Below are 21,185 nucleotides of genomic sequence, written 5' to 3'. Positions count from 1 at the left end.
AATACTAACATTCAAGCAAGGTCGCGGCTGGTATGGTCCAGCACGACGGTAATTCAGGCAGGCATTCCATGAACGATCCCATCGACACATATATGAACACAATGGTCCCCATGGTGGTGGAACAGACAAGCCGGGGCGAACGCGCCTACGACATTTTCTCGCGGCTTTTGAAAGAGCGGATTATTTTCGTGAACGGCCCGATCCACAGTGGTATGAGCCATCTGGTTGTCGCGCAGTTGCTGCACCTTGAAGCGGAAAACCCGTCCAAGGACATCAGCATGTACATCAATTCGCCCGGTGGTGAAGTGACGGCCGGCATGAGCATTTATGACACGATGCAATATATCCGCCCCAAAGTGTCCACGCTGATTTGTGGCATGGCGGCCTCTATGGGATCTTTGATCGCGATTGGCGGCGAAAAGGGAATGCGGTTTGCGTTGCCCAACGCCGAAGTGATGATTCACCAACCCTCTGGCGGATCACAGGGCAAAGCCGAAGATATCCTGATCTCTGCGCGCCACATCGAACGCACCCGCGAACGGATGTATCAATTGTACGTGAAGCACTCTGGCCAACCCTTGAAGACAGTTCAGAAGGCTTTGGATCGTGATCTGTGGATGACCCCCGAAGAAGCCAAAGAGTGGGGCCACATCGATGAAATCGTCGAAAACCGAGCCAAAGACGGTGACGACGCGGAATAAGCGCCTGGCGCCGCGACAGGTCATGTTCGCAATTGCATCCATTTTGCGATTGTGGACCTGTCGGGGCTGGCCTAAGCTGGTCCAGACCAGCGTAAAACGCGCCTTTGGGTGTGGCCGCCATTTCGGTATGGCACACCAGACGTAAGACTAAACGGGTAAAACCCTGAAAGAGTGACAATGGCAACGAACTCCGGCGGCGATAGCAAAAACACCCTTTACTGCAGCTTTTGCGGCAAAAGCCAACACGAAGTGCGCAAGCTGATTGCTGGGCCGACAGTGTTCATTTGTGATGAATGCGTCGAACTTTGCATGGACATCATCCGCGAAGAAACCAAAGCCTCTGGCTTGAAGGCGACCGACGGTGTGCCAACGCCGAAAGACATCTGCGAAGTGCTGGATGACTATGTTATCGGGCAAGCCATGGCCAAACGCGTTTTGTCTGTTGCTGTTCACAACCACTACAAACGTCTGAATCACGCGCAAAAGGGCGGTGATATAGAACTGGCAAAATCCAACATTCTTTTGATGGGACCAACGGGCTGTGGCAAGACTTTGCTGGCGCAGACCTTGGCGCGCATTCTTGATGTGCCGTTTACAATGGCAGACGCGACAACCCTGACCGAAGCCGGCTACGTCGGGGAAGACGTCGAAAACATCATTCTTAAGCTGCTTCAAGCGTCCGAATACAATGTGGAACGGGCGCAACGCGGCATCGTATACATCGACGAAGTCGACAAGATCACACGCAAGTCTGAAAACCCCTCCATTACACGTGACGTGTCAGGTGAGGGTGTACAACAAGCGCTTTTGAAACTGATGGAAGGCACTGTGGCCTCTGTGCCGCCGCAAGGTGGACGCAAACACCCGCAGCAAGAATTCCTGCAAGTCGATACAACGAATATCCTGTTCATTTGTGGCGGTGCATTCGCCGGTTTGGATAAAATTATCGCGGCGCGCGGCAAGGGGTCTGCGATGGGCTTTGGCGCGGACGTACGTGACAATGATGTCCGAGGCGTGGGTGAAATCTTTACAGATCTTGAGCCAGAGGATTTGCTGAAATTCGGTCTGATTCCCGAGTTCGTGGGCCGTTTGCCTGTTTTAGCGACATTGGAAGATCTGGACGAAGACGCATTGGTTACCATTCTGACGGCACCCAAAAATGCCTTGGTGAAGCAATATCAGCGTTTGTTTGAACTGGAAGACACAGCACTGACATTCACCGAAGATGCGCTAAGCGCGATTGCCAAACGGGCGATCGAACGTAAGACGGGTGCGCGGGGCTTGCGGTCAATTCTGGAAGAAATTCTGCTTGATACGATGTTTGAATTGCCAGGCATGGAAAGTGTGACTGAAGTTGTGGTGAACGAAGAAGCCGTAAACTCGGATGCGGCACCTTTGATGATTCACGCAGATGCAGAAAAAGAGCCTGCCTCTGCGGGATAGAGTTTTCCAGACGTGTTTTGGTTGGGGGCTTTGCCCCCAAGCCCCCAGGATATTTTAAGCGAAAAGAAAACGGATCATGACAATTAAACGTATTCATTCCGGCGGGCCGTTCGAAGCAAAGATCGGGTATTGTCGTGCCGTTGTTGCAGGTGGATTTGTTCATGTCGCGGGAACGACCGGAGCGGGAGACGACGTGCAAAGCCAGTGCGCATCTGCTTTGGCCACGATTGGGGCCGCATTAAAGGAAGCCGGGGCTTCAATGGCTGACGTTGTGCGTGTGACTTACATGCTTCCTGAGGCATCGGATTTTGAGCCTTGCTGGCCGATGCTGCGCACGGCCTTTGGTGAAAACCCGCCAGCTGCGACCATGATTGAATGTGGGCTGATCGCGTCGCATCTAAAAATCGAGATTGAAGTCACGGCTCTTTTACCCGGCTGATGCGGTTGTTTATCTTTTGCAAAGAGAAAATGCGCTAAATCTTGCGTGCGTGCCCGCTTTGATGGCTTAGCCACCTCTGGACGCGGCGACAAAAATAAACCATATCAAAGGTAACCAGATATGAGGCACCTATGGGACTTCTGAAAACAGCTTTGCGCGCCGTGACATGGTGGAACGGGCAGACTTTGAACACGCAGCTTTTCACCTGGCGCAAAGGCGTGAAAGTTGGCGAGGATGGTCAAGGCAATATCTTTTACAAGACCCATGATGATGCCCGTCGCTGGGTCATCTTTAATGGGGAAGCCGAAGCATCGCGGATCGATCCGGAATGGCATGGCTGGCTGCACCGCACATGGGACGAACCCCCAACAGACAAACCGTTGCCACACAAATCATGGGAAAAGCCGCATCAGGAGAACCTGACGGGGACGGCTTTGGCTTACGCTCCATCTGGATCCATTCGCCGCACCGAACCCAAATCACGCGATGACTATGAGGCGTGGACGCCCGAATAAGGCGGATCACTCAAGGGGCAAACGATGGCGGAAAATACAACTGAAGTGGCCGTTGGCGGTATCGTTTTGGCCGCTGCAATGGGTTTTGCGATCTACGCGACGCAATTGGCTGGCGTATCCGGCCCATCAGACAGCTACCCGCTGACAGCAAGCTTTCGCAGCATCGAGGGGGTGAGTGTCGGGACGGATGTGCGTTTGGCCGGTGTCAAAGTGGGCACCGTGACAGACGTGACGCTTAACACGCAGACGTTCCGTGCTGACGCCACTGTGAATGTACAACAAAGCGTCGAGATCCCTGATGACAGTGCGATTGTCGTGGCATCCGAAGGTCTTCTGGGTGGTAACTTTATTGAAATCGTTCCGGGTGGGTCGCCTTTCAACTTCGAAGAAGGGGCCGAGATTACGGATACCCAAGGGGCGGTTAGCTTGATTTCGCTTCTGTTGAAGTTTGTCAGCGGCGGTGACGCGGAATGATCCTGCGCCTGTCTTTGTTGATTGTTGCATTGGCCACTGCAGGGCATGCACAACAACAAACAACAAGCGCTTCGGGTGCTGTCTTGCGGGGTTTGGACAAGATCAACGGGACCACCAAAGACATTGAAATCAAATCGGGTTCAGCCGTCGCATTTGGTAGTCTGAACATTGCATTGCGCGACTGCCGCTATCCGGTGGGCAATCCGTCCGGCAACGCCTTTGCTGCTTTGGAAATCGCCGAAACCGGAAAATCAGGTGCTGTATTTTCCGGCTGGATGATTGCATCGGCCCCGGCACTCAGTGCTATGGATCATTCACGTTATGACGTCTGGGTCATGCGCTGCACCACATCCTGAGGTGACACAGGCTGCAAAAACGTGGCTTTGCTGTATTGGGCATCCCTGAGCCGTTGGTGGTATTGTGCGCGGCTGATTTCGACCGCGCCCAAAGACGCCAAATGATCTGTGATGAATTGCGTGTCGAACAATTTGAAACTGCCGCGTCCCAAGGCTTCGACCAAACAGGCTAACGCAGTTTTGGACGCGTTTGTCCGCCGTGAGAACATGCTTTCCCCAAAGAACGCAGCCCCCAAGACAACACCGTATACCCCGCCCACGAGCACGTCGTCTTCCCAGATTTCCAAGGAATGGGCATGACCGCGTTCAAACAGTCGCAGGTAAAGCTGTCTGATTTCGCCACTGATCCATGTGTCGATCCGGTCCGCACATCCGTCAACCACGCCTTCAAAGTCATGATCGATGGTCGCGACCATTGATGTGCGTCGCATGTGTTTTGCCAGTGATTTCGAGATATGAAAGCCGTCAACTGGCAAGATGCCACGCTTTTTGGGATCGACCCAAAACACCTCAGGATCATCACGGTGTTCGGCCATGGGAAAGATGCCCATCCCATAGCCGCGCAGTAAGATATCTGGGGTAAGCGCAGTCACCCGGCTTGCAAATTGCTTTCCAGCCAGTGTTCCAACCAGTGGATGTTGTAGTCACCGGAATGGACATCACCGTTTTGCAAAAGTGCATGGAACAACGGCACAGTGGTATCGACACCGTCCACAATCAATTCACCCAAGGCACGGTTCAAGCGCGCCAAGGCTTCGGGGCGGTCGCGGCCGTGCACAATCAATTTGCCAATCAAGCTGTCGTAATAGGGCGGGATAGAATAGCCATCGTACAGCGCCGAATCCATACGGACCCCAAGCCCGCCGGGGGCGTGGTACTGTGTGATTTTGCCAGGGCAGGGCGCGAAATTGGGCAAGCGTTCTGCATTGATGCGAACTTCAATGGCGTGGCCGTTGATTTCCAATTCATCTTGCGTAAACGACATTGGCAAACCTTCGGCCACGCGAATTTGTTCGCGCACCAGATCGACACCAAAGATGGCTTCTGTCACGGGATGTTCCACCTGCAAACGGGTGTTCATTTCGATGAAATAGAATTCGCCGTTTTCATACAGAAATTCGATTGTACCGGCGCCGATGTAGTTGATCCGTGCCACGGCATCAGCACAGATTTTGCCAATCCGCGCACGTTCGTCGGGGGTGATCGAAGGCCCGGGGGCTTCTTCGAAGACCTTTTGGTGGCGGCGCTGCAATGAACAATCGCGTTCGCCCAAATGGACCGCTTTGCCTTTGCCATCGCCAAAGACCTGGATTTCGATGTGGCGCGGCGTGGTTAGATACTTCTCGATGTAGACTTCATCGTTGCCGAAGTTCGACTTGCCCTCGGCGCGTGCCGTCATGAAGGCGCTTTCCATGTCAGCGGCAGTTTGTGCCACTTTCATGCCTTTGCCGCCGCCACCGGCTGTGGCTTTGACGATAACGGGATACCCGACCTCTTCGCCGATCCGTTGTGCGTCCGCCAATGTCGGCACGCCGCCGTCGGATCCGGGAACGCACGGCACGCCCAGTTCCTTCATGGTGTCTTTGGCGGTGATCTTGTCGCCCATCACGCGAATATGTTCTGCGGTGGGGCCGATGAATTTCAGGCCATGATCTTCGACGATTTGCACAAAGTTGGCGTTTTCGGACAAGAAACCGTATCCGGGGTGGATCGCTTCTGCGCCAGTGATTTCACATGCCGCGATGATCGCCGGAATAGACAGGTAGGACTGCGGAGACGCAGGTGGTCCAATGCACACGCTTTCGTCGGCCATACGCACATGCATGGCGTCACTGTCTGCGGTGGAATGGACGGCTACAGATCCGATGCCCATTTCGCGGGCGGCCCGGATGACGCGCAATGCAATTTCGCCGCGGTTGGCGATCAGAATTTTATTGAACATGGATCGCCCCTTATTCGAGGATGACGAGTGGTGCGCCAAATTCCACAGCCGCGCCATCGTCGACGAGAATGCGTTTCACTTTACCGCCGCGCGGGGCAGGGATGTGGTTCATTGTTTTCATGGCTTCCACGATCAGCAGTGTGTCGCCTTCGGCCACGGTGTCGCCGACAGATACAAAAGACGGGGCGTCCGGTTCGGCCTGCAAATAGACTGTGCCCACCATGGGTGACGTGACGGCGCCTGGATCAGAGGCCGGGTCATCTTGTGGTGCTGAAGCAGCGGCGGCTGGAGCAGCTGCAGGCGCTGCGGCCACTGGTGCTGCCGCGATGTGTTGCACTGCGGGGGCAACGGCCACTTGGCGGCTGACCCGAACATTCAGGCAATCAGATTCGCCGTATTCACGTTTCACTTGAACTTCAGCCAGATCATTTTCACGCAGCACTTCTGCCAGTGCCTGAATAAATGCTACATCTGCGTCACGGGTATTTTTCGCCATTCTTCCTCAGCCTTTTCCCTATCGGTGCCTGTCCCTGCACCTTGATGGTTATGGGGTATCGCGGGCCGGTTATAGGGCAAGGGTTGACCTAAGGAAAGCGCCGTGATGCGGTGAATATAGGCACGGGTTTCCCAGCCTGTAAGGGTTTTGGCAATCGAAGGGTAGGCTTTGCAGTGAATCTAGGGCTTTTGTTGGCGCGAATGGCGCAACATTCGGCAGCGGCACCTGCGTTGTTTCTGGGGGAAACGCTGGTGGCGCGATACGACCAGTTTCATGACGCCGCGGCGTGCTTTGGGGGCTGGCTGAAAGGACAAGGGGTGCGTCCGGGGGACCGTGTTGCCGTGTTCATGCCAAATGTGCCGCAATACCTGATCGCGCTGTATGGCATTTGGTATACAGGTGCTGTGGCCGTTCCGATAAATGCGAAACTGCATGGTCAAGAAGCGGCTTATATTCTGGATCACTCCGACTGTGCGTTGGCGGTTTGTGCCGCGGCGCAAACGGGCGTTTTGCAAAAGGCTCAAACGGCGGTGCCGGTGATTGACGTCACCAAACAAGTGCCGCAAGGCGAAGCCATCGATGTCGCGTCGCGCAATCCTGATGATTTGGCGTGGCTTTTTTATACGTCTGGCACGACAGGGCGCCCCAAAGGCGTGCAAATCACACATGGTATGTTGATGGCGATGGCCTATGCGTACCAGTCGGATGTCGATCAGGTCACATCAGAAGATGCCACTATATATGCGGCCCCCATGAGCCACGGAGCAGGGCTTTATGCTGTGATGCATGTACAAAAGGGCGCACGGCACATCTGCCCTGTGTCGGCTGGTTTTGACGCACAAGAGGTGCTGGATTTGGCGGCTCATTTTGGCCGTGCCCATATGTTTGCAGCCCCCACCATAGTGACGCGCCTGACGGCCCACGCGCAAGCAACAGGGCAAGACGGGCGCGGATTGCGTACGATCGTATATGCGGGGGCCCCGATGTATGTGGCGGATATCCTCAAGGCGCGATCGGTGTTTGGTGATGTTTTTGTGCAGATTTACGGCCAGGGCGAATGCCCTATGGCGATAACGGTTCTGCCACGCGAAGACCTTGCAAACGATACCCACCCTGATTGGGCCGTGCGCTTGGCATCTGTTGGGCGTGCGCAATCTTGTGTCGAGGTGTCCATTGGCGATGCGCAAGGTCAAGTTTTGCCAGTGGGCGCACAGGGTGAGATCATGGTGCGCGGTGCGCCTGTGATGCCTGGTTATTGGCGTGACCGGCAAGCGACTGATGCGGCGTTGCATGATGGGTGGTTGATGACCGGTGACATCGGTGTCTTGGATGCTTGTGGATATTTGACGCTGAAAGACCGCTCGAAGGATTTGATCATTAGCGGCGGATCCAATATTTACCCGCGTGAAGTTGAAGAGGTTTTACTACAACACTCAGGCGTCGTTGAAGCATCTGTTGTAGGGCGCCCCCATCCCGATTGGGGTGAAGAGGTTGTGGCCTTTGTTGTGGGGCACGCAACACAAGCTGAGCTGGATGCAACCTGCCGCGCATCTATCGCAAACTTCAAAGCGCCCAAGGCTTATGTCTTTGTAGATGCCTTGCCGAAAAACAACTACGGCAAGGTTCTTAAAACAGAATTACGGGACCGGCTGATGCGGCGCTCTTGAGCCGTTGGCTCAAGTCGCCCCACCCACCGTCCCAAATCAAAGAAGTTCTACGACCTCTACGGGCGGCAGTGCGTCCTGAGGTGTCCAGAAGTTGTCGCCTGTCAAGCTGTCGGGCGCGACATTCAGGAACGTGATTTCGATACCGTCCGCATTGGACAGAATTTCTGCCCCGTAGAAGGTGTTGAACGTCTGGTACAGGCCAGAAAGGTCGAGCACAGCGTTGCCGTCTGCATAGGTCACGAAATCCAGCACGTCGGCATCGCCGTACCATCCAACAACCCCTTGCGACACAACTTGCAAATTCACCACGTCAGCCCCGGTGTCGAAATCGGTGATGACATCTTCGCCGCTGTCGCCGCGGAAAACGAAGACGTCCGCACCAGATCCCCCAACCAAACGGTCTTCACCGCGTCCGCCGTTGATCCGGTCCTGTCCGGTTCCGCCGTTCAACGTGTCATCGCCGTTGCCGCCCTGAAGATTGTCGCGGCCGTCGTTGCCCATGAGGCGATCGTTGTCGTTTCCGCCTTGTAGCAAGTCTTTGCCGTTGCCACCTACCAGTTTGTCGTCACCGTCGTGGCCCCGCAATGTGTCGTTGTTGGCGTCACCATAGAATAGGTCATTCGCATCACCGCCGCGTATCTCGTCGTTGCCTATTCCACCGCGCACGATGATTGCAGATGCGTTGACGGCGCTGAAATCCAGGCTGTCATCGCCAATCGGATTGATTGCAACGTAAAGATCATTGCCGCTGCCCAGAAAAACGCGCCCCATTGAGCCTGCGTTTTGCACCAGATCGTCGCCAGACCCCATGCGCAACGGCCCGGTGACCGAACCGTATGTGTCGGTATTCTCCAGATCAAAGATATGGTTGATAAATGTGTCGTTGCCTGCGCCCATGCGAATGTCACCGTTCATGACACCGATGTTTCCGATCAACCCTTCGCCACCGCCAAACAGCACAGGCACGTCGATTTCACCTACGTTGATGACGATTTGGGTGTTTGTCCCAAGCAATGAAATCCGCCCATTTTCCCCGATGATTGCACCGCTGTTTAGGACAACGTTAAAAGTGTTGTCGAAGGATACAAGCGATCCCGTCAGGACTGTTTCGACCTCGATCAAAGCGTCAAAACCGGTGAAGTCGAAAAAGCCTGAGGCGCTTGCGCCGTCCAGAACCAGAGTATCGGTGAAGCTTGCGTTCACTGTAACTGTTGGAAGGATTTGCAATCCATTGCGTTCAATTGTGATGTCATCAAAAGCTGGCATAATATTTCCCCAAAATTACCCATGTATAAAATGTGCCGCAATTTTGCCTTAATTTATTGGGGAAAGCGACTGCAATCAGTCAATGTTTCAACAATGGAAACAATTCAATCAGGCGTAGTGCATAATGCAAAAAAACCGCCCGAATGAGGGGCGGCTTTCGTGTTCAGGTTGAGAAACGTTAACCTAGATTGCGAGGTACTCTGCCCGTAATTGTTCGTTCTCAAGCACTTCAGAGGCCAGACCGTCAAAAACGATCCCCCCTGTGTCCAGAATCACGGCCCGATCTGCCAGCTTTAGGGCGCGCACCGCGTTTTGTTCGACAAGGATGGTTGTGATGCCCTGTTCTTTGATGATCGAAAGCGTCTTTTCGATCTCGTCCACGATCACAGGCGCCAACCCTTCATAGGGTTCGTCCAACAGCAGAACTTTGATGTCGCGGCAAAGTGCGCGGGCGATTGCGAGCATTTGTTGTTCACCACCCGACAGTGTCACACCTTCTTGAGTGCGCCGTTCGCGCAGGCGCGGAAACAGGTCGTAGACGCGGTCGATGGACCAGCCGATAGGGGGGGCGATCTGCGCAAGCTTCAGGTTTTCTTCGACCGTAAGGCCGGGAATGATCGAACGGTCTTCAGGGACCAGACCCAGGCCCGCTTGGCTGGCTTGGTAGCTGGACATGGTGTGCAATGGTTGGTGGTCCAACCAAATCTCGCCGTGGCTGACCTGTGGGTCGTCCATGCGGGCAATCGCACGTAGGGTCGTCGTTTTGCCTGCACCGTTGCGGCCCAAAAGGGCAAGGATTTCACCCTCATGGACGTTAAAGTTGATGCCCTGCACAATGTAGCTTTCGCCGTAGTAGGCGTGCATGTCCCAGATGGACAAAAAGGCCGGCGCGGTGGCGGCGTGGTTGGCGTTGCTTGCGCTCATGGTGGTGTTCCTTATGCCGCGTCTTGTGTCTCGCCCAGATACGCTTCGCGTACCTTGGGGTGACCTTTGATGTTGTCAGGTGTGTCTTCGACCAAGGGCGTGCCCTGGGCAAGCACGGTAATGCGCTGCGCGAGGGAGAACACCACGTGCATATCGTGTTCGATAATGGCGATGGTGATGTCACGTTCGTCGCTGATTTGTTTCAGCAGGTCGATGGTGTTGTTTGTGTCTGCGCGCGCCATACCAGCGGTTGGTTCGTCCAAAAGCAACAGGCGGGGTTCTTGGCTAAGGCACATGCCGATCTCGAGGCGTCGTTTGTCGCCCCGTGACATGGCCGCCGCGTGCATTTCGCGTTTGTCGGCCATGTTCATGTCTTCCAGCATGTGTTCGGCTGTGTCGATGATTTCTTTGTCTTTCATCATGTTCTTGATGGCGCTGAGGTGAAAGGCACCGTCACGCTTTGCAAAGCACGGGATCATCATATTTTCCAACACGCTGAGATCACCGAAGATTTCAGGCGTTTGGAATACGCGGCTGATCCCCATCTGGTTGATCTCGTAGGGTTTGCGCCCCAGCACGGACTGTCCGTCAAACATGACAGAACCCGTGTCAGGGATCAGTTTACCCACAAGGCAGTTCAGCAACGTGGATTTGCCTGCACCGTTTGGCCCGATGATCGCATGGACCGAATTTTCGGCGACGCTGAGGTTCACATCACCCAAGGCCTGCAAGCCACCAAAGCGTTTGTTGACGTTTTTAACTTCAAGGATACCCATTGATTTCGTCCTTATTCCGCAGGTGTGGTTTTGCCGTCAGGCGTGGAGGGGTCGGATTTTTTGCGACGGAACATGCCCGCGATGCGTTGTCCGCCTTCCACAAGCCCACCGGGCAGGAAGATGACAACCAGCATGAACACAAGACCAAGCGTCAGGTGCCAGCCTTTCCCGATGAACGGGTAGACCAGAGTGATCAGCAAGTCTTCGATGCCGTCAGGCATGAAGGCAAACCACTGTTCCAGAATGCCTTTGTTGATCTTGGACACAATGTTTTCCATGTATTTGATCAACCCGGCGCCGAGAACGGGGCCAATCAAAGTACCAGCACCCCCGAGAATGGTCATGATCACGACTTCGCCCGAGGCCGTCCAGAACATGCGTTCAGCGCCCACTTGGGTGTCCATCGCCACCAGCAAACCGCCTGCAAGACCGGCGTACATGCCAGAAATCACAAAGGCCGCCAGCGTGTAGGGTTTGGAATTCAGACCGGTATAATCCAGACGCTGTTGATTGGACTTCACAGCTCGCAGCATCATTCCAAACGGTGAGCGGAAGATGCGGATCGACATGTAGAATGCCACAACCATCAACACTGCGGCCAGATAGTAGCCTGCGTTAAAGGTAAACACCCAATCGCCCATATTCATCTGAAATCCGCTGTTCATTTCCAAACCGAACAGGTTGGCACGCGGGGTTTGGCCCTGTGGCACAGCACCGTCAAGGATACGCGGGTCTGTGTACTTGGGCTGCAAACCCGTTTCACCGCCCGTGATCGGTGTCAGAACCGAATAGGCGAGGGCATAGGACATTTGCGCAAAGGCCAGTGTCAGGATCGAAAAGTAGATGCCGGAACGGCGCAGTGAAATCCAACCGACCAGTAGGGAAAACAGGCCTGCGATGACAACCGAAATGACGATGGCCGGAATGACATTCATTGTCAGCAGCTTCATCATCCAGATCGCCGCATAGGAACCGACACCCAGAAAGGCCGCGTGTCCAAAGCTGAGGTAGCCCGTGAGGCCAAAGAGGATGTTGAACCCGATGGCAAAGATGCCAAAGATCACCAGACGCTGCATCAAATCGGGATAGCCCGCGTTGAACTGCGCCATGGCAGAGCCTTCAGGGAAGGGGTTGAGGATGAAGGGTGCGAAGAGGGCAAGGATCACCACGATGATCAGCAGGCCGAAGTCTTTTTTGTTAAGTCCAAGCATGTGATTAGTCCTCCATCACGCCTTTGCGGCCCATGAGACCACGGGGGCGTGTGAGCAGAATGATGATTGCCACCAGATAAATGATGATTTGGTTGATGCCGGGCACGATCTCGAGCACGACAGACATGGATGCAAAGCTTTCCAGAATGCCCAGCAAGAAGCCTGCAAGAACAGCACCCGGAAGCGACCCCATGCCGCCTACAACAACAACCACGAAGCTTAGAACCAGAAAGTCCATGCCCATGTGATAGTTGGGCGAATTGATGGGGGCGTACATCACACCCGCAAGCCCCGCGACTGCGGCCGCAATGCCGAACATGATGGTAAAACGTTTGTCGATGTTGATACCCAGCAGGCCAACGGTTTCGCGGTCTGCCATGCCCGCACGCACCACCATCCCGAAGGTGGTGAACTGCAAGAAGGCAAAGACGGCCCCGATGATCACAGCGGCAAAGGCAAAGTATACCAAGCGCCAGTAGGGGTAGATGATGGTGTTGGGATCAAAGCCCAAAAGCGATCCGAAATCATAGGACCCCGCAAAGGCGGCAGGCGCCGGTGTCGGGATCGGGTTGGCACCATAGTAATACTTGATGACCTCTTGCAAAACGATGGCAAGGCCGAATGTTACAAGGATCTGATCCGCGTGGGGGCGTTTGTAAAAGTGCTTGATCAAGCCACGTTCCATGATGAAACCAATGGCGATCATGACAGGGATCGAGAACAGAATGGACAGTGGCACGGCCCAATCAATGATGACATCTCCGGTTGCCTGTCCAAACCAGTCATACAGATAAGGGACTTCGACCTTGAGCGGGTTGCCCAGGAAGTCCTTTTGGCTTTCGTCCACAACGATGTGGCTCCAGGTCAGGATGCGGCTGAGGGTCACGGCGCAGAACGCGCCAATCATGAACAAGGCACCGTGTGCGAAGTTCACAACACCCAATGTGCCGAAGATCAGGGTCAGGCCCAAAGCGATCAACGCATACGCGGATCCTTTGTCCAGACCGTTTAGAATTTGCAAGACTATTGCGTCCATGGTGCCACCCTCATGAAGCGAAAGACCGGCCCTTTATGGCCGAAAATCGGGAAAGATCGGCTTTGAAATGCCGCTTAAGAAGAGGGCGGAAACCAGTCCCGCCCTCAAAGTGTTACGCTTATGCGCCCGGGTTACATGCACCCAAGGAACCGCCTGCCACTTGTGGGTGGTCTGGCGCGTATGTCACTTGCTCAACTGGTGTGACTTCAACGATTTCGAGAAGGTCGAATTCGCTTGTCGGGTTCTCTTTACCCTTCACAACCAGAACGTCTTTGAAGCACTGGTGATCTTCGGCGCGGTACAGCGTTTTGCCGTTGCCCATGCCGTCGAATTCAAAGCCTTCAAGCGCTTCAACAACGCCACAAGGGTTGAATGTGCCTGCACGTTCACACGCATCAGCATAGAGCATAGTCTGCACGTAGCATGTGTGCGCTGCCTGCGAGGGTGGGAAGCCGTACTTGGTGCCGAAGGATTTAACGAAGGCTTTGGAACCTTCATCCGTCAAGGACCAGTGCCAGTTTGTAGAGCCGAAGATGCCCTTAACGTTGGCGCCCGCACCTTTCGCCATCAGGCGAGAGTACAATGGAACAACAATTTCGAAGTTCTTGTTGTTGATTGTTTTGTCACGCAGACCGAACTGAACGGCGTTTGTGAGCGAGTTTACCATGTTCCCGCCGTAGTGGTTCAGAACCAGAACGTCAGCACCGGAGTTCAAAACTGGCGCGATGTAGGACGAGAAGTCTGTGGACGCCAGTGGTGTTTTCACTGCGTTTACTGTTTCCCAACCCATGGCTTCCGTGGAAGAGCGAACCGCTTCTTCCGTTGTGTAGCCCCAGTTGTAGTCGGCTGTCAGGTGGTAGGCTTTACGGTCTGTACCGTAGTTTGCCGCCAAAACTGGCGCCAATGCCGCACCGGACATGTATGAGTTAAAGAAGTGGCGGAAGCCGTTGGCCCGCTTGTCTTTACCCGTTGTGTCGTTGGAGTGCGTGAGGCCGGCCATAAAGATGACGCCCGCGTCTTGGCAAAGTGCCTGAACCGCAACCGCAACACCGGAAGAAGAGCCGCCTGTGATCATCACAGCGCCGTCTTTTTCGATCATGGATTTGGCAGACGCACGCGCCGCATCAGACTTTGTCTGCGTGTCGCCTGTGACGTATGTTACTTTCTTGCCCAGGATACCGTTGCCCTTAAGGGCTTTGGACGAGAACGTGTTCATCATCCCGGCGTCGCCTTCGCCGTTCAGGTGCTCAACGGCCAGTTCGTATGCGCGCAGTTCATCGGCACCTTCGTCGGCATAAGGGCCAGACTGTGGTACGTTGAAGCCCAGAGTGACTGTGTCGCCCTGCGGTGCGTTGGTGTACGCATGGCCATCGGCGCTGAGGTAAGTTGGAAGCGCGAGGCCTGCACCAGCGGCAGCACCCGTCTTCAGCACGCCGCGACGTGTGATGTTTGATTTGGACATAAAAATCCTCCCATGGATTGATTAGCTCAGACGACGTCTCCTCAGCCGTGCCTGCGCGTGCATTTTACATGCAAAGAGGTTATCGCTTGCTTTGCGTAAATTGCGCAATAAGTCCCTTGAAAATCACGATTATTTTGTAAATATTTGCACAATACCTCGGTATACCTTGTAAATAGTTTTATGCCGCGTTGCAGAAAGTTGTTGAAAAGGCAGGGTTTACGCAAGATTTGAGTGGAGAAGGCAATGGCACGTGAAGGGCTAACCGGAAGCAGGATCAGAGAAAGACGGACCATGTCCGGCATGCGGCAAGCCGATTTGGCCCGTGAAATTGGCATTTCCGCGTCCTATCTGAACTTGATTGAACACAATCGCCGGAGAATCGGTGGCAAACTGTTGGTCAACATTGCTTCTGCCCTTGGGGTTGAACCGGCAGCCCTTAGCGAAGGTGCAGAGGCCGCTTTGATCGCCACATTGCGCGAAGCTGCCGTGGGCAACGCAATATCGGAAGCCGAATTGGAACGTGCGGATGAATTTGCGGGCCGGTTTCCGGGATGGGCCGAAATTTTGGCAGGCGCACACCGCCGCGTGAATGCGCTGGAACGCACGATAGAAACTTTGACCGACCGCCTGGCCCATGATCCCCAACTTGCCGCATCCCTGCACGAAGTTTTGTCAACGGCCGCTGCCATCCGGTCAACGGCCTCCATTCTGGCGGAAAGCAAAGACATTTCAGACGAGTGGCGGGACCGGTTTCACACCAATATTGATCAGGACAGTCGGCGATTGTCAGACAGTTCCAAAGCATTGGTTGGGTATCTGGATGCAACGGACGGTCAGGATGGGTCGGATCTTGCCAGCTCTCCGCAGGAAGAAGTCGACGCGTTTTTGATCGAACATGGCTATCATTTTGCGTTTTTGGAAAGTGGCGCACAAACTCCGGAAGCTTTGATAGAAGACGCAACCCAGTTGACCTCGATGGCGGGCAAGCACATTGCTTTGGGGATTTTGAAGCAAATGCAGCGCGATGCGCGTCTGGTGGATCTGGGGGCACTTCAACAGGCTTGGTCAGATGTGGGGCCAGACCCCTTGCAGCTTGCGCATCACTTCAATGCGCCTGCGTCTGTTATTTTGCGCCGGCTGGCCACGTTGCCGGATTTGGCATCCGGATTTGTTGCATGTGACAGGGCAGGCAGTTTGCTTGTGCGCAAACCGATTGACCATTTTGCACTGCCGCGTTTCGGGGCAGCCTGTCCGCTTTGGCCAATGTTTCAGGCGATTGCGACGCCGGGGGTCTTTGTGTCGCATACCGTTCAGCAGGTCGGGCGCAACAATGCAGAGTTTTCGTGTTATGCCGTGGCAGAGCAAACGCAGCCTGCGGGGTATAACACGCCGCCTTTGGTGCAGGGCATGATGCTGATCTTGCCTGCAACATTAAATCGCGAAGATCGTTCAAAGCAGGGAAGCGGATCGCACGAAGGCAAAGGCGGACACCAAGACGGGACCCAAACGCCTTTGCACGTTGGCTCGACCTGCCGTGTGTGTGCCCGCAGCGCCTGTCCCGGACGCCGTGAGCCTTCAATCTTGAGCGAAGGCTTCTAACGCGTTTTGACATGACGCATAAAAGCGGCGATAGTTTCAGGTGACGGAACCGTGCGCTTTTGGGGAGGAGACGCCGCGATGGGCAAGCATGTGCTGCTGGTAGAGGATGAGCCAAACATCATCGAAGCGGTGAGCTTTCTTCTGAGCCGTGACGGGTGGCGTGTCGACACACATGTGGACGGCGCAACGGCTGTGGCGCGTGTGCATGAACTTTCCCCGGATTTGGTTGTGCTGGATCACATGTTACCTGGCAAAAGTGGTATGGATATCCTGACAGAATTGCGCAGCGACGATGCATTCCGGGACTTGCCTATTCTGATGTTGACGGCACGCGGACAAATGCGAGACCGCGCCTTGGCCGAAGAGGCTGGAGTGAGCCGCTTTATGACAAAACCTTTTTCCAACACCGAAGTGCTGAACGCTGTGCGCGATTTGATGCGGGTTCATTCGGCTGATGGCTGATCAAAATACGCCGCCTGTGTTTCTGGATCGGCGCAGCTACCGCAAGCGCCGCATGATGGACGCGATACGGCTGACCCCTGTTCTGGGTGCACTGCTTTGGATGGTTCCGTTGCTTTGGGCTGAAGGGCCGCAAGGTGCTTTGGACGGTGAAACTGTGCAGACAACACTGTCCAGTGCAATCAAATACGTATTTTGGGTGTGGCTTGGTTTGATCGTGTTGTCGGCTGCCTTGTGGCGCATGACACGCGATGACGTGGCGCGCATCCACGCGCCGGACACCGACAGCTGATGGCAAGCGTCAATCTTCTGATCGGGGTGTGTCTGCTTTATGTGACGGGTTTGTTTGGCATTGCTTTCTTGGCGGAACGGGCCGCATCCAAGGGCCGCCGCCCGTGGTTAAGATCACCGCTGGTCTATACGCTGTCCTTGTCCATCTACTGCACAGGTTGGACGTTCTATGGCGCTGTGGGCTACGCTGCACGGTCCGGGATGGAGTTTGTCACGATTTATCTGGGACCATCCCTTGTGATGATTGGCTGGTGGTGGGTGTTGCGCAAACTGGTGCGGATCGGCCGTGCGCAACGCGCAACATCAGTCGCGGATTTGATTTCGTCGCGTTACGGTAAATCCAACGCATTGGCCATCGTGGTGACGGTTATGGCTGTGCTGGGCGTCACGCCTTATATTGCTTTGCAATTGCAATCGGTTACCACGTCATTGTCCATTTTTGCCGATCCATTTGAAACGGCCGCGACGGGCGTGCAGGCGGGCATGAACCAGATATCGGCAGGCTTTTGGATCGCCCTTGGCTTGGCTTTGTTCACATTGCTGTTCGGGACACGCAACCTCAATGCCAACGAACGCCATGACGGGGTTGTTATGGCCATCGCAGTGGAAGCTGTGGTGAAACTTCTGGCGCTGCTGGCTGTTGGTGTTTTTGTTGTGTGGGGGGTTGCCGGCGGCCCGTCGCAAATGATGGCGCGTATCGACGCGTCCCCCATCGGAGCCTGGCAAATGGATGGCAGCCGCTGGGCGGCTTTGACGGCTTTGGCGGGGGCTGCATTCCTATGCCTGCCACGCATGTTTCAGGTTCTTGTGGTCGAAAACGACGATGAACGACACCTGCAAACAGCATCTTGGGCCTTTCCACTATACCTGATGCTGATGAGCTTGTTTGTTGTGCCCATCGCGGTCGTCGGATTGGATCTTTTGCCCGCAGGCAGCAATCCTGACTTTTTCGTTCTGACTGTGCCTTTGTCGCAGGGGCAGAATACACTTGCGATGCTCAGCTTTTTGGGTGGGTTTTCGTCCGCCACGTCTATGGTGATCGTGGCGACTTTGGCCTTGTCTACGATGGTGTCCAACCACGTGGTGATGCCGATTTATTTGTCTGCACAAGGGCAGGGGGCCTCTGTGTCGGGCGACGTGCGCCACGTGGTCATCTTGTCGCGGCGACTGTCAGTTCTGGTGATTATTGCACTGGGCTACTTTTACTATCGCTTGTCGGGGGGCGGTGGGGCTTTGGCCGCCATTGGCTTGATTTCCTTTGTCGGCGTTGCGCAGTTTTTGCCTGCCATGCTGGGCGGTATCATTTGGCGTGGCGCCACCCGCATCGGGGCGATGTGCGGACTGGTGACGGGGTTCGCCGTCTGGAGCTTTACGTCGTTTCTTCCCAGCTTTGGCAGTGATGGTCTGATCAGCAGCGCGGTGTTTGAACACGGGGCGTTGGGATTGAACGTTTTGCGGCCTCATGCCTTGTTTGGCATTGAGGGGATCGACCCCACCGTCCATGCGGTTATCTGGTCTATCGCCCTGAATATTATCGCTTTTATTCTAGGGTCACTGGTGTCATTTCCAACGCCGTTGGAGCGGTTGCAGGGTGCGCAATTCGTGAATGTTTTTGCGCATTCCGGTCAGGCCAAGGGGTGGTCCGCGTCGGTGGCGGAAAGCGAAGATTTGATGATTATGACCCAGCGCATTCTGGGGGCAAAAGAAGCACAAACCCTGTTTCGGGATGTGGCGAGAACCCAAGGGGTGCAAGGATTTTTGCCCGAACCTACGCCTGACTTTTTGCAAAGACTGGAACGCGAGCTTTCCGCTTCGGTCGGAGCCGCAACCGCGCATGCCATGATAGGCCAGCTTGTGGGGGGGGCAACTGTGTCGGTGCAAGACTTGATGGCGGTGGCCGACGAATCCGCGCAGATGTTGGAATATTCCAACAGGCTGGAAGAGCAATCGGCCGAACTGAGCCAAACAGCGCGGAAACTGCGCAATGCCAATGCCAAGTTGACGCAGTTGTCGGTGCAAAAAGATGCATTTTTAAGCCAGATCAGTCATGAATTGCGCACGCCGATGACTTCTATCCGCTCATTTTCCGAGATTTTGCGTGACACAGATGGTTTGGACCGGTCCGAGCAGACGAAGTACGCGTCAATCATTCATGTCGAATCCATTCGCCTGACGCGGTTGTTGGATGATTTGCTGGACTTGAGTGTTCTGGAAAACGGGCAAGTCAGTCTGAACCAAAGCGTTGGATCATTGGGCGATGTGATTGAACACGCAGTGGCCACGTGTGGTGTGGGGCAACGCCAGAAACTGATCGTGACGCGGCATCGGTCGCGCGAAAATGTTGTGATTCATACTGATTTGGACCGGCTTGCGCAGGTTTTCATCAATTTGATTACAAATGCACATAAATACTGCACAGCCCCGCAACCCGAACTGACAATAGACGTGGAACAAGACGCGGACGGAACATTCGTGCGTTTCAGCGACAACGGAACGCCAATCCCCGGAAACGCCCGGGACGTGATTTTTGAGAAATTTGCGCGAATTAACGACCAGGAAGGCAAGGGAGCAGGCCTTGGGTTGGCAATTTGCCTCGAAATCATGACCCGTTTGCAAGGTGCGATTTTTTACGAACCCATTCCTGATGGCAATTGTTTTGTCGTGCGTTTGCCCCAGGCAAAATCTTTGGCAGCACAATAGGCGACATTTTTTGGGCAAACAAATTTGCTTAAAATGAACAGCTTAAATCCGATGGTAACGAATGGTGGTTTATCTGGTGCCATAACAGCATCCCGCGAAAAACGGGCGGAGGCGATGGGTTCAAGCGAAACACAAACCATCCTGCGGCGCAAAGCGTCTGTCGGGCTGCAAGAGCATCAGGCGCGGGCGATGACCGCCGCCAAGGCTTTGCGCTTGACCGTAGCAAAGATTGCCGATGAAATTTTCGATATGTCGATGTCAGTGATTGGTATCGTTTCCGAAAAACGTGACCTTGATGGTTGTTTGGAACTTTTGGATGAACAGTCCCTTTTAGCCGCTTTGGATGGTCCCAACCGGACGCGTGGCGGTGTGGTGATCGGTGCGGATATTGTTGGCGGGTTAATCCAACAACAAACGATGTCTTTGGTTTCGGCCCCCTTAGGGGATCCCAGAAAAATGACGTCAACCGATGCGGCGATGTGCGCACCGTTGGTGGATGCCTTGTTTGAACGCGTGCCACCCCAGTTAGAGGTGAAAGAAGAACAGGCCATGATGTCGGGGTTTGCTTTCGGGGCGCGGGCTGATGAAGCCCGCATTCTTAGCATGTGGCTGGAGGCCCCCGAGTTTCACGTCATTCGGATGACGTTAGATATGGCCGGGGGGGTCCGACAGGGGCAGATGGTATTTATCTTGCCCGTAGTTGAAGATTTCGATGCGATGTCCTCTGACGCGGGTGCGCAGGATGCAGATGGTGATCCCGAACAGGCACCCTCTCTGAGTGACGCTGTTTTGTCCGTTCCTGCTGAGTTGCGGGTAGATGTCTGTAAACTGACAATGCCTTTGATGGACTTGGAAGCCCTTAAAGTGGGACACGTCTTACAACTGCCGCAAAATGGCTTTCCAGAGGCGAATATCACAACATTGACGGGGCGCGTTATCGGCAGCGGAACTGTGGGACAAGTCGAAGGCACCCGCGCTATGCGACTTAAACAAGAACCGATTTATGCATCCCAGCCCCGCCGCCGAACGGCAGACCGTGCGGGATTGGACCTGCCTGAAATAGAAGCATTGCCTGGAACCAAACAACGAAGTGGAGATGCACCCGCAGCTCTGGATACAAGCCCGCCCGTGATTGAATCGCTGCCAGCACTCACACCGGACGCGGCGCCGACAGCACTTGAATTACCGGATCTAAACGATCTGCCATCCGCAGAAGACCCGGCATTGACGGAGTTGCCAGACCTGAACGATTTGCCTGACTTAGCAACACTTCCTGATGTGCTGCCCGAAGTAGACGCATTGCCTGAATTGGACGATCTGCCTGATCTGGCCAGCCTTCCGGATCTCGCTGATCTGACGAAAACAGGATAAGTGCTGCGGCCAAGACGAAACCGCGAACACAAAAGTTGGCTGACCAAACGCATCGTT

General features: G+C 54.7%; 21 protein-coding genes. 12 read left to right on the top strand and 9 right to left on the bottom strand.

Going from position 1 to position 21,185, the window contains the following annotated elements:
• Positions 1-68: 68 nt before the first annotated feature.
• From ASD8599_RS13370 to ASD8599_RS13345, 6 genes are all read left to right on the top strand, one after another.
• The gene (locus tag ASD8599_RS13370; RefSeq protein WP_108828994.1) at positions 69-701 is read left to right on the top strand and encodes an ATP-dependent Clp protease proteolytic subunit; all 633 of its coding nucleotides are present in this window, start codon (positions 69-71) and stop codon (positions 699-701) included.
• Between the two features lie 177 nt (positions 702-878).
• Entirely contained in the window at positions 879-2,144 is a 1,266-nt protein-coding gene (clpX, locus tag ASD8599_RS13365) for an ATP-dependent Clp protease ATP-binding subunit ClpX (RefSeq protein ID WP_108828993.1), read from the top strand.
• Positions 2,145-2,220: 76 nt separating this feature from the next.
• Entirely contained in the window at positions 2,221-2,583 is a 363-nt protein-coding gene (locus tag ASD8599_RS13360; protein WP_108828992.1) for a RidA family protein, read from the top strand.
• Between the two features lie 131 nt (positions 2,584-2,714).
• Positions 2,715-3,098 (top strand): NADH:ubiquinone oxidoreductase subunit NDUFA12, encoded by a 384-nt coding sequence (locus tag ASD8599_RS13355; protein WP_108828991.1) that lies wholly within the window; start codon positions 2,715-2,717, stop codon positions 3,096-3,098.
• 24 nt (positions 3,099-3,122) lie between these two features.
• Positions 3,123-3,572 carry an outer membrane lipid asymmetry maintenance protein MlaD gene (gene mlaD, locus ASD8599_RS13350; RefSeq protein WP_108828990.1) on the top strand — a complete coding sequence of 150 codons (450 nt, stop codon included), beginning with the start codon at positions 3,123-3,125 and terminating at the stop codon, positions 3,570-3,572.
• The gene (locus tag ASD8599_RS13345; RefSeq protein WP_108828989.1) at positions 3,569-3,928 is read left to right on the top strand and encodes a DUF2155 domain-containing protein; all 360 of its coding nucleotides are present in this window, start codon (positions 3,569-3,571) and stop codon (positions 3,926-3,928) included. Before mlaD ends, ASD8599_RS13345 begins: the two co-directional genes overlap by 4 nt.
• Here the strand turns inward: ASD8599_RS13345 and aat are convergent.
• From aat to accB, 3 genes are read right to left on the bottom strand one after another with little or no spacing between them, the layout of a single operon-like run.
• Entirely contained in the window at positions 3,892-4,521 is a 630-nt protein-coding gene (gene aat / locus ASD8599_RS13340; protein WP_108828988.1) for a leucyl/phenylalanyl-tRNA--protein transferase, read from the bottom strand. The two genes, ASD8599_RS13345 and aat, sit on opposite strands and share 37 nt — an antisense overlap.
• Positions 4,518-5,870, bottom strand: a complete 1,353-nt coding sequence (gene accC, locus ASD8599_RS13335; protein ID WP_108828987.1) for an acetyl-CoA carboxylase biotin carboxylase subunit — start codon at positions 5,868-5,870, stop codon at positions 4,518-4,520. The genes aat and accC overlap by 4 nt, the downstream gene beginning before the upstream one ends.
• A 10-nt stretch (positions 5,871-5,880) precedes the next feature.
• Complete coding sequence (gene accB, locus ASD8599_RS13330) at positions 5,881-6,366, bottom strand: acetyl-CoA carboxylase biotin carboxyl carrier protein (RefSeq protein WP_108828986.1); 486 nt, start codon at positions 6,364-6,366, stop codon at positions 5,881-5,883.
• A gap of 200 nt (positions 6,367-6,566) precedes the next feature.
• On the opposite strand from accB, the gene ASD8599_RS13325 reads away from it, so the two are divergent.
• Positions 6,567-8,033 (top strand): class I adenylate-forming enzyme family protein, encoded by a 1,467-nt coding sequence (locus ASD8599_RS13325; RefSeq protein ID WP_108830182.1) that lies wholly within the window; start codon positions 6,567-6,569, stop codon positions 8,031-8,033.
• Between the two features lie 36 nt (positions 8,034-8,069).
• Here ASD8599_RS13325 and ASD8599_RS13320 read toward each other — a convergent pair whose 3' ends face one another.
• The 6 genes from ASD8599_RS13320 to ASD8599_RS13295 form a co-directional block, all read right to left on the bottom strand.
• Entirely contained in the window at positions 8,070-9,299 is a 1,230-nt protein-coding gene (locus ASD8599_RS13320; RefSeq protein WP_108828985.1) for a calcium-binding protein, read from the bottom strand.
• 183 nt (positions 9,300-9,482) lie between these two features.
• The gene (locus tag ASD8599_RS13315; protein ID WP_108828984.1) at positions 9,483-10,223 is read right to left on the bottom strand and encodes an ABC transporter ATP-binding protein; all 741 of its coding nucleotides are present in this window, start codon (positions 10,221-10,223) and stop codon (positions 9,483-9,485) included.
• 11 nt (positions 10,224-10,234) lie between these two features.
• Positions 10,235-10,999, bottom strand: coding sequence for an ABC transporter ATP-binding protein (locus ASD8599_RS13310; protein WP_108828983.1), 765 nt, complete (start codon positions 10,997-10,999; stop codon positions 10,235-10,237).
• An 11-nt stretch (positions 11,000-11,010) separates the two neighbouring features.
• A complete protein-coding gene (locus ASD8599_RS13305; RefSeq protein WP_108828982.1) occupies positions 11,011-12,210 on the bottom strand; it encodes a branched-chain amino acid ABC transporter permease in 1,200 nt (399 codons plus the stop codon).
• Positions 12,211-12,214: 4 nt separating this feature from the next.
• Positions 12,215-13,246, bottom strand: a complete 1,032-nt coding sequence (locus ASD8599_RS13300; RefSeq protein ID WP_108828981.1) for a branched-chain amino acid ABC transporter permease — start codon at positions 13,244-13,246, stop codon at positions 12,215-12,217.
• A 118-nt stretch (positions 13,247-13,364) separates the two neighbouring features.
• A complete protein-coding gene (locus ASD8599_RS13295) occupies positions 13,365-14,708 on the bottom strand; it encodes a substrate-binding protein (protein WP_108828980.1) in 1,344 nt (447 codons plus the stop codon).
• Between the two features lie 243 nt (positions 14,709-14,951).
• On the opposite strand from ASD8599_RS13295, the gene ASD8599_RS13290 reads away from it, so the two are divergent.
• The 5 genes from ASD8599_RS13290 to ASD8599_RS13270 all read left to right on the top strand — a co-directional run bounded on the left by ASD8599_RS13290 (position 14,952) and on the right by ASD8599_RS13270 (position 21,128).
• The gene (locus ASD8599_RS13290) at positions 14,952-16,307 is read left to right on the top strand and encodes a helix-turn-helix domain-containing protein (RefSeq protein WP_108828979.1); all 1,356 of its coding nucleotides are present in this window, start codon (positions 14,952-14,954) and stop codon (positions 16,305-16,307) included.
• 78 nt (positions 16,308-16,385) lie between these two features.
• Positions 16,386-16,769: a response regulator transcription factor gene (locus ASD8599_RS13285; RefSeq protein ID WP_108828978.1), complete on the top strand. Its 384-nt coding sequence runs from the start codon at positions 16,386-16,388 to the stop codon at positions 16,767-16,769.
• Complete coding sequence (locus ASD8599_RS13280; protein ID WP_108828977.1) at positions 16,762-17,058, top strand: hypothetical protein; 297 nt, start codon at positions 16,762-16,764, stop codon at positions 17,056-17,058. Before ASD8599_RS13285 ends, ASD8599_RS13280 begins: the two co-directional genes overlap by 8 nt.
• Positions 17,058-19,757: a sensor histidine kinase gene (locus tag ASD8599_RS13275; protein ID WP_108828976.1), complete on the top strand. Its 2,700-nt coding sequence runs from the start codon at positions 17,058-17,060 to the stop codon at positions 19,755-19,757. The genes ASD8599_RS13280 and ASD8599_RS13275 overlap by 1 nt, the downstream gene beginning before the upstream one ends.
• 114 nt (positions 19,758-19,871) lie before the next feature.
• Positions 19,872-21,128, top strand: a complete 1,257-nt coding sequence (locus tag ASD8599_RS13270; RefSeq protein ID WP_181364486.1) for a FliM/FliN family flagellar motor switch protein — start codon at positions 19,872-19,874, stop codon at positions 21,126-21,128.
• Positions 21,129-21,185 lie beyond the last annotated feature (57 nt).

Origin of the sequence: Ascidiaceihabitans donghaensis (assembly GCF_900302465.1) — a bacterium.
Taxonomy (GTDB): domain Bacteria; phylum Pseudomonadota; class Alphaproteobacteria; order Rhodobacterales; family Rhodobacteraceae; genus Ascidiaceihabitans; species Ascidiaceihabitans donghaensis.
The sequence above is the reverse complement of the archived record's forward strand: the minus strand, read 5'-3'. Positions and strand labels throughout refer to the sequence as shown.

Coding starts and splice junctions, on each gene's coding strand:
- ASD8599_RS13370 (WP_108828994.1), top strand. CDS start 69: ATGAACGATCCCATCGACACATATATGAACACAATGGTCCCCATGGTG.
- clpX (WP_108828993.1), top strand. CDS start 879: ATGGCAACGAACTCCGGCGGCGATAGCAAAAACACCCTTTACTGCAGC.
- ASD8599_RS13360 (WP_108828992.1), top strand. CDS start 2,221: ATGACAATTAAACGTATTCATTCCGGCGGGCCGTTCGAAGCAAAGATC.
- ASD8599_RS13355 (WP_108828991.1), top strand. CDS start 2,715: ATGGGACTTCTGAAAACAGCTTTGCGCGCCGTGACATGGTGGAACGGG.
- mlaD (WP_108828990.1), top strand. CDS start 3,123: ATGGCGGAAAATACAACTGAAGTGGCCGTTGGCGGTATCGTTTTGGCC.
- ASD8599_RS13345 (WP_108828989.1), top strand. CDS start 3,569: ATGATCCTGCGCCTGTCTTTGTTGATTGTTGCATTGGCCACTGCAGGG.
- accC (WP_108828987.1), bottom strand. CDS start 5,870: ATGTTCAATAAAATTCTGATCGCCAACCGCGGCGAAATTGCATTGCGC.
- accB (WP_108828986.1), bottom strand. CDS start 6,366: ATGGCGAAAAATACCCGTGACGCAGATGTAGCATTTATTCAGGCACTG.
- ASD8599_RS13325 (WP_108830182.1), top strand. CDS start 6,567: ATGGCGCAACATTCGGCAGCGGCACCTGCGTTGTTTCTGGGGGAAACG.
- ASD8599_RS13320 (WP_108828985.1), bottom strand. CDS start 9,299: ATGCCAGCTTTTGATGACATCACAATTGAACGCAATGGATTGCAAATC.
- ASD8599_RS13315 (WP_108828984.1), bottom strand. CDS start 10,223: ATGAGCGCAAGCAACGCCAACCACGCCGCCACCGCGCCGGCCTTTTTG.
- ASD8599_RS13310 (WP_108828983.1), bottom strand. CDS start 10,999: ATGGGTATCCTTGAAGTTAAAAACGTCAACAAACGCTTTGGTGGCTTG.
- ASD8599_RS13305 (WP_108828982.1), bottom strand. CDS start 12,210: ATGCTTGGACTTAACAAAAAAGACTTCGGCCTGCTGATCATCGTGGTG.
- ASD8599_RS13300 (WP_108828981.1), bottom strand. CDS start 13,246: ATGGACGCAATAGTCTTGCAAATTCTAAACGGTCTGGACAAAGGATCC.
- ASD8599_RS13295 (WP_108828980.1), bottom strand. CDS start 14,708: ATGTCCAAATCAAACATCACACGTCGCGGCGTGCTGAAGACGGGTGCT.
- ASD8599_RS13290 (WP_108828979.1), top strand. CDS start 14,952: ATGGCACGTGAAGGGCTAACCGGAAGCAGGATCAGAGAAAGACGGACC.
- ASD8599_RS13285 (WP_108828978.1), top strand. CDS start 16,386: ATGGGCAAGCATGTGCTGCTGGTAGAGGATGAGCCAAACATCATCGAA.
- ASD8599_RS13280 (WP_108828977.1), top strand. CDS start 16,762: ATGGCTGATCAAAATACGCCGCCTGTGTTTCTGGATCGGCGCAGCTAC.
- ASD8599_RS13275 (WP_108828976.1), top strand. CDS start 17,058: ATGGCAAGCGTCAATCTTCTGATCGGGGTGTGTCTGCTTTATGTGACG.
- ASD8599_RS13270 (WP_181364486.1), top strand. CDS start 19,872: ATGGGTTCAAGCGAAACACAAACCATCCTGCGGCGCAAAGCGTCTGTC.